The organism is Candidatus Limimorpha avicola, from assembly GCF_056978975.1.
This window is the reverse complement of sequence record NZ_DBMCYK010000009.1, coordinates 85,955-93,603: the sequence shown is the minus strand read 5'-3', so window position 1 is coordinate 93,603 and position 7,649 is coordinate 85,955. Positions and strand designations below refer to the sequence as shown.

The 7,649-nt window shown below is 36.1% G+C and carries 6 protein-coding genes; 1 reads left to right on the top strand and 5 read right to left on the bottom strand.

Annotation, left to right across the window (positions count from 1 at the left end; all coding sequences use genetic code 11):
• The first annotated feature begins 182 nt into the window (after window positions 1-182).
• Window positions 183-1,064, top strand: coding sequence for a formylglycine-generating enzyme family protein (locus ACZOVS_RS05920; RefSeq protein ID WP_483996311.1), 882 nt, complete (start codon window positions 183-185; stop codon window positions 1,062-1,064).
• Between the two features lie 160 nt (window positions 1,065-1,224).
• Here ACZOVS_RS05920 and ACZOVS_RS05915 read toward each other — a convergent pair whose 3' ends face one another.
• From ACZOVS_RS05915 to ACZOVS_RS05895, 5 genes are all read right to left on the bottom strand, one after another.
• The gene (locus ACZOVS_RS05915) at window positions 1,225-2,016 is read right to left on the bottom strand and encodes a glycosyltransferase family 2 protein (RefSeq protein WP_483996310.1); all 792 of its coding nucleotides are present in this window, start codon (window positions 2,014-2,016) and stop codon (window positions 1,225-1,227) included.
• Between the two features lie 190 nt (window positions 2,017-2,206).
• On the bottom strand, window positions 2,207-4,318 hold the full coding sequence (locus ACZOVS_RS05910; RefSeq protein ID WP_483996309.1) for a peptidylprolyl isomerase: 2,112 nt from the start codon (window positions 4,316-4,318) through the stop codon (window positions 2,207-2,209).
• A 140-nt stretch (window positions 4,319-4,458) separates the two neighbouring features.
• Complete coding sequence (locus ACZOVS_RS05905; protein WP_483996308.1) at window positions 4,459-5,724, bottom strand: hemolysin family protein; 1,266 nt, start codon at window positions 5,722-5,724, stop codon at window positions 4,459-4,461.
• A gap of 14 nt (window positions 5,725-5,738) precedes the next feature.
• Entirely contained in the window at window positions 5,739-6,296 is a 558-nt protein-coding gene (gene lptC / locus ACZOVS_RS05900) for an LPS export ABC transporter periplasmic protein LptC (RefSeq protein ID WP_483996307.1), read from the bottom strand.
• Window positions 6,297-7,649, bottom strand: coding sequence for a tetratricopeptide repeat protein (locus tag ACZOVS_RS05895; protein ID WP_483996306.1), 1,353 nt, complete (start codon window positions 7,647-7,649; stop codon window positions 6,297-6,299). It lies immediately after the preceding gene.

Genomic DNA, 7,649 nt, shown 5'->3' with positions numbered 1-7,649 from the left:
AAATTAACCGAAGACCAAGGGAAAAATTAAACTTCTCCACTCCAAAAAAGGAGTTCTTCAAATTTATTTCGTAATATTGCACTTGCTGTTTGACTCTACCTCTTAAAAAATATCAAAAAAAAACTTCATTTAAATGAAATATTATCGTATCTTTACAGCCAAATAAGAAAAGGATATCATATATGATAAAAAACTCTATCATTTATAGCATAATATTGTGTCTTTGCATCATTATGTTGTATAATTGTAAGAAAAACGTCCACGAGACAGAATACATCAATGGATTTGAAGTGCAATGGAACGGACGTTTCAGTAAGAATCAGATGAGCGAGATTCGCGATGCCATCAACAGCATGGTTTTTGTACAAGGAGGCACCTTTTTGATGGGAGCTCAGGCTGACAGCATCGACGGTCTCAACTATGATGTCGATGCAGGACCCTACGAAACACCGGTTCATGAAGTAAGTGTTGGTGGATTTTACATAAGCAATATTGAAGTGACGCAAGGATTATGGAAAGCTGTCATGAATGAGACACCAAATGATGAGAGCGACATGCAGTGGGAAGATCATTATGGTAAAGGTGACAACTATCCTGCATATCGCATCTCATATAACGATGCATTGAATTTTATCAGTAAGTTAAACGAATATACAGGATTGAGTTTTACACTTCCTACAGAAGCCCAATGGGAATATGCAGCAAGAGGTGGGGTCGAAACACAAAACACCATATATTCAGGCAGCAATGACATTAATAGCGTAGCTTGGACAACAAGTAATGCCAGTTCTTCCAAAGAGGTTAAAACGAAAAGCCCTAACGCCTTAGGATTATATGACATGAGCGGCAACGTATGGGAAATGTGTCTGGACTGGTATATGGATTACACTGAAGAAAGCGTGACAGACCCAATATGCGAAGAATACGGAGAAGGATATAAAGTGTTTCGCGGAGGCAGCTGGAACAACGACAACCGGCAGGCAAGAGTGTCATGTCGATATAAACAAGGCGTGCATTATCGTGATTACCAAACAGGCATAAGATTGGTTCATCCCAATATTTGACAAGCTGAAAATACCATCATTTTTCCAACTTAACATATAACCTTGATAATAAATATCTTATCAATTGATAAAGAATTTTAACTTTATTAAAGATAAGTTACTGTCATCAACTTTTAAAACAGACATCTTACAATTAATCCATAAAACACTATCAAAATATTCAAATACCACCTAAAAGTCGTGTCACAAAAAAGACAAAATTATATTTTAATGGTTGCCTGAAATAAATCTTAGAATAACATAATGCCATTTTTACATGAGAACTTATTCTTTCTTTCAAAGACACGCGTCCGCTTAAACTGTCATCATGACGTCTATAATAATAAATTGCATCATACGATGTAAAAGACACTTTTTTAATCTTATTGGAAACAAGAAACATAAAGACGCTATCTTCCCCATAACTCAAATTGATATTATAACGCCTGTCTCCAATAATACTCCTATTTATCAACTTTCCCCAACTTGAACAAAAACAACATCCGACTTTATAAGACAATTCTGTCACATTATTATTGACACCCCTATTATATGCTCTTTTGCTTCCGCATGTCTCCTCTTTATAAGGAATTCCACCCCCGTCATTAAACATATACAGGTTACTTATAGATACAGTATCCGGTGCCACATTCTCATATAATTCTTTTAGATACATTGGAGACACATAATCATCACTGTCAACAAAGGTTATATATTCTCCATTCGCATTATCCAAACCTATATTGCGTGCATTGGATACATTTGCTTCATTTGTATGAAAAAGTTTAACCTGCAAATCAACATGGATGTTCAAATAATCAATAATAGACGAAAAATAAGGTTCTTTGCATCCATTCAACACCAAAATCACCTCAAAATCATTTTTCGGAAATTTCTGATTACACAATGAATCCAAGCACTCCCAAAAACAATCTTTCGGTTTATAAACAGGAATAATTACTGATATAAGCATACAGAATCAGTGATTTTATATTTATTTGACAAATATACTAAAAATGACAGATAACGAATCAACAACAGCAAATTTAACAAGTTCTCTTCAGTGAGGCAATAATTCAGATTTAACAACAAATATGACAATAAAAAACCACCTCTGAATTTCAGATTCAGAGGTGGTTTTTTCAAAATTTATTTTCAAAATATCAATAGAACAATATGCTGTTATCTTTTATCTTAGCATTTTCTCTAAGTGCTCTGTAAGGGCTGCCATTAAGGATGGAGTTCTTATACAAAGAAGTTCTTTCCTTAAGGATATTATCATAATTATCAGTTTTCTCTGCTGGAGTATAAGAATCAACTTTAACCACATACAAAGCCGAAGCACCTTGGAGCGGACCCACAAAGCCGTCTTTTTCCGTCAAAGCAGTTACTGTACCTATGATTTTATCCTCTACACCGAAGTTGCCGAAAGCACGACCATCGAACGTAATATTGTCAATGGTAGTCTTCTCACCACCGAGTTCGTCAATCATTTTCTGATAGTCAGTACCATAAGCCTTAGCCTTTTCTGCGAGCATCTCTCCTTTTTTAGTTTTCTTGATCATGAATTCATAACGGTCGATAAGGTCGTTGTAATCCGGAAGACCTTTTTCGACAGACTTTGTCAACACTGCTATTACATACATATCTTCAAGGTCGAAAATAGAAGAAATATCGCCGACCTTGGTATCTTTGTTAAAAGCCCAACGTATTATCTCACGAGGGTTGTTGATACCTGTGATACGTGTAGTATTCTCTCTCAATGAAGGGAATGTACGTTTGTTAAGTCCGAGTTCCTCAATGGCAGTATTAAACTGTTCCATTGTCTGGTTTTCTGTAACCAACCTGTTAGCCTCGGCGAAAACATTTTGATATGTTGCCGTACTTGGAGAAATCTCATGTGATATGATAGCGAGACGAACCTTTGGAGTTTTTTCTGTACGGTCAGTCACTTTCACTATATGGTAGCCGAAATCGGTTTCCACAAGTCCGACAGCATTAATCTTATTATTCTGCACGAATTCATTGAAAGGAGTCACCATCATGCCATCGGAAAACCAACCGAGGTCACCTTTATTTGTAACAGCTGTAGGGTCATCGGAAAAGTCTTTAGCAAGTTCTTCCAATTTGGAAGGATTTTTATTTATGACCTTAAACAAACTGTCGGCAAGAGCCTTAGCCTCTTCTTTTGTACGTGTTTCAGTACTTCTGAAAGCACCTTGATAACTTACCAACAAATGAGATGCCATCAATGAATCGGAGCGGTTACTCTTGTCAACTATACGAAGTATGTTATAATAGCCATTATCTTCGTAAGGACCATATACGAAACCGGCTTCATTGTTGTCATCAAAAACCACTGCTTCTACAGCGACAGGAACAGTTTTACGCGAAAGCCATGTGCTATCATATTGACGGTCGGAATTGGCATTGACAAAACTTGCAACATTGGTTGTATTTTTAAGTTCAGTCATAAGACCCTCAACATACTCTTTAGCATTCTGTTTGTCAGTCTCCGAAGGATTCACCTCAAACACCACATAGTCTATGCTACGCATAGCATCTGTTTCATATTTCTTTTTATTTTCTTCATAGAATTTTTTCTTGTCGGAATCTGTCAAAGACACCAAAGAGTCCTGTATTGTAGTATAACGTACAGCATAGACCTCAGCACTTCTCTTATCGTTTTTATTTTCATAATAACGTTCTGCCAATTTTTCCGGAAGATAGAAACTTTTTTCAAGTATAGTATTATATTTGGTGTTTATTCTATCATCTTTTATAGCTCTTTCAAAATTGAGCCAAGCCACTTTCGCCTCATCATTAAGATTCTGGAAATCGTTAAGATATTGCGACAAGGCATCTCTATTGAAGTTACCGTTGGCATCAGAAAAACTTTGAACAACATACTGGTTAGGATTCTTTCCAAGGAATTGATCATAAAGCTCTTCAGCAGAGACAGTAATTCCCAACTTTTCAAATTCCTCATTCATAATAATCTCACTAATCATCTGTTCCAACACCTGATTACGGATGCTCACCGACTCCTCGTTACTTATCGAACCATTGGCTCTTTTGTAGTTTTCAAGATTCACATCAACCAAATTTGCAAAATCCTGCTGGCTGATTTTTTCATTATTAACTACTGCCACATCAGTTGTACGTCTGGAGTTGGTACTCTTGAAAAGGTCACCTAAAATAAAAGCGACAAGAGCAATACCTATGATGACAATCAAGATACCATAATGTTTTCTAATTGTTCCAATTGCTGCCATAATTCTATCTATAAAATTTTATTCTATTCTTTTAGTACAGTTTTCAAGCCTGCAAATTTACAAAACCATTCGATATAATCCCACATTTTTATCAAAAAAATATCTAATTTAAAAATAAAAACAAGGGATATTGTTGTAACTTATTGATTATTCTTAACTTCAATTTCCTCAAGTTTCGTTTCTGTTGCCTTTGTAATTTTAAAAACATAGTTGCCGATACGTATTTCCTCACCTATTTCCGGTATGCTCCCATGATAATGAAGAATATAACCTGCCAATGTTTCATAATCATCAGATTCGGGAAAGTTGAATTTATATGTTTTATTAAGGTAATCTATTTCCATTCTTGCAGAAAAAACATGGTCTTTGTCATTTATTGTTTTTTCTGTCATATCATCATCGTCATATTCATCTTCTATCTCGCCGAATATTTCTTCCACAAGGTCTTCTATGGTAATAACTCCGGAGGTGCCTCCGAACTCATCGACTACAATAGCAATACTTTGACGCGTTTGTGACAAATGTTTCAGCAATTCCTGTGCGGAATATGTCTCAGGATAAAATTCAATATGACGTAATTTTTTCATCAAGTCATTGCGAGACACAAAAATATCATTGATATGCACATAACCTATGATATTGTCAATATTATTTTCATAGACAAGAAGTTTGGAATGTTTTGTCTCCTCAAACTTCGCTATTATTGTTTCTATGGAATCGTCGGAACGTATTGCCTCAATATCAGTACGGGGCACCATACATTCTCTCAACTTGACATTGGGAAAATCCATAGCTCTCTGGAACAATTCTATACCCTGCTGTATGTCTTCGTTTTTCTCTTCAGTATTGGCATATTCCTTAATATAATCATTAAGGTCAACAGTATTGAGTTTATAATCCTCAGGCCTTATTTTTATGCGGAAAACATATTTTATTATAAATTCCGAAATCCCGATGTAAATAACTATCAAAGGATATAAAATGACGTACAATATCATTGCCGGCAAAGCAAATACATCCATCAATTTATTTGGATTGATACGGAACAATATTTTTGGCATAAACTCTCCCACTATCAAAACAAGAAGCGTAGAAAGTATGGTCTGGCAAAGCAAAATAGTGAACTCGTTAGTAATAACATCCGGCAATATATTTATTATCTGAGGACTCAAGATTCTTGCCATCGCTATGCCATAAATAACATTGGCAATATTATTGCCCAAGAGCAGACAGCCGATAAACTGTGACTGATGTTTAACGAATCTATTTATCAAGACAGCTGAAAAACTGTTCTTTTTAACATCAAGTTCCAATTGCAATCTGTTAGTACTCAAGAATGCTATCTCCATACCTGAGAACAACGCCGAAGCCATCAACGATATCAATACTGTAAGTCTGTCATCCATACCATATTGTATTATTATTCATCTTCAAATTCAATGGTTGCCCTGATACCGTGAATAACTCTTTTAGAAAAATCCTCATCTGCAGTAAGACTGTCTCCAAACACCACTCTGTCAGGCGAGGTTATTTTAACCATATTTTTAGTACTTATCTTCTTTGTCTTTTGATTCCATAACAAAGTCTCAGTATTCAGGATTTCTTGTGTTTCCATATTTTTCACCACCACATTGCCTTTTGCAATGAGCATTTCTTCTTTTTCACGATTCACGCCATAGTCGGCACTTATCGTTGCTGTCACTACAGTATCATCCAATATTTCAGCAAAAAAACCCTTAGGAAATTCCAAAACAGAACTGTCATTTTCAATAGAGTGCAAGACAGGAGCCTTCAACGATGCCACAACCATACCGGAGTCGCTTCTCAAAACAGTAACATCGTATGCCATAACGCCTGATATTGTATCAATATCGATGAATTGTTTAACTTTTTCCAACGAATTTTCACAAGAAAACAACATCATAACAATATTAGCTATGATGTTGATTACCAATAATATTTTAAATAATCCCTTCAATTATTTGACAGCTCTTACGGTTGTTGTCTCATTAATCCAACATTCCACAGTATATTGTTGACCTTCTTCAAAACCATTGAAGAATATCGTCTCAACATTCGGGAAATAATGGGAATACAATGTTATAAGTTCATCAGCCTTGCTTTTGATAGACGGGTCTATACTCTTTGCCTTGTTAAACTGGTCAACAGCGGCCCAGAAAGCCACTTTTGAATAGAAGTCGCCTGAACCACATTCCTTGGCACTTGCAGCATATAGGTTACCTATTATGATATAAGGTTCTCCGTCAGCTTTGTTCAATGCAATAGCTTTTTTGGCATATTCACGGCCCTGAGAATAATTCTTGTCTATAAGCATTATTTGGGCAAGATATTTGTATGAATTGGCAGCCCAATCCACATTTTCCGATTTTGTTGCTTCGAGAAAATAAGGTTTTGCCTTGGCATATTCCTTGTCAGTAAGATATCTTTTACCTATAAAATAAGCAGAAGCCGGTGAAGGGTCCATTTTGTGAAGATTGATAGCCACATCGAGATACAATTGTGAATCATCACAGCCTTTTTTCTCAAGTATGGCAGCGATCTTGTTCAACAAATCCACATCGTTAGGAGCTGCATCAAACTTGGCCTGATAGATTCGTATAAGGTCTTCGCAGTTGGCGAAAGGCTGGACAGCAGCATCGAGATCTGCTTTGGTAGCTTTATAGTTATTAAGCTGTTTTTCATTACCCATATCGGTATAGACCTTGATATTGGCATCTACAAGGTCCATTAATCTGCCATATTCATCGAGAATGACATCTTCAGTAAGCTTATCATTTTTCACCATATTGATGACACTGCCGAAATAAGCATTGATAAAAGCCGGATTACTTTTCTCTCCATCCAATTCTATTGCTTTTTTAAGAGCATTGTACGCATCTTCATAACGGTCCGGAGCTATTGACATAAGGTCTATACCCTTACGGCCGGATATGTTACCCAACTGACTGGCGCCATTGTCTGTCGTTGGAAAATATTCCGCACGTTTGTCATAGACCATGATAAGTGTGTCAACATATTTATTTCTTAATTCTTTATCTTTAGTAGGAAGAATAAGGGCATTAATCACAATCTTGACACCATCGATGAAAGTTGTCTGACGCAATGTAGGACAATTGAGAAAAACGTTTCTCCATGAGTTCAACATTACAGGACTGATATTGTTCCTGTCATATTTGGGAGTTGAATTTTCCCATTGTTTAAATGCTTCTCTATACAAAGAGAAATCCGTATTACACTGTTCATCTTGTGCAAATACCGGTGCTGAAAAGCACAACGCTAAACCTAATAGTACAATTTGTCTGAATTTCAT

What these genes read in the sequence shown, in the direction of transcription:
- ACZOVS_RS05915 (WP_483996310.1), bottom strand. Translation starts at nt 2,016, where the DNA reads ATGCTTATATCAGTAATTATTCCTGTTTATAAACCGAAAGATTGTTTT.
- ACZOVS_RS05920 (WP_483996311.1), top strand. Translation starts at nt 183, where the DNA reads ATGATAAAAAACTCTATCATTTATAGCATAATATTGTGTCTTTGCATC.
- ACZOVS_RS05910 (WP_483996309.1), bottom strand. Translation starts at nt 4,318, where the DNA reads ATGGCAGCAATTGGAACAATTAGAAAACATTATGGTATCTTGATTGTC.
- ACZOVS_RS05895 (WP_483996306.1), bottom strand. Translation starts at nt 7,649, where the DNA reads ATGAAATTCAGACAAATTGTACTATTAGGTTTAGCGTTGTGCTTTTCA.
- ACZOVS_RS05905 (WP_483996308.1), bottom strand. Translation starts at nt 5,724, where the DNA reads ATGGATGACAGACTTACAGTATTGATATCGTTGATGGCTTCGGCGTTG.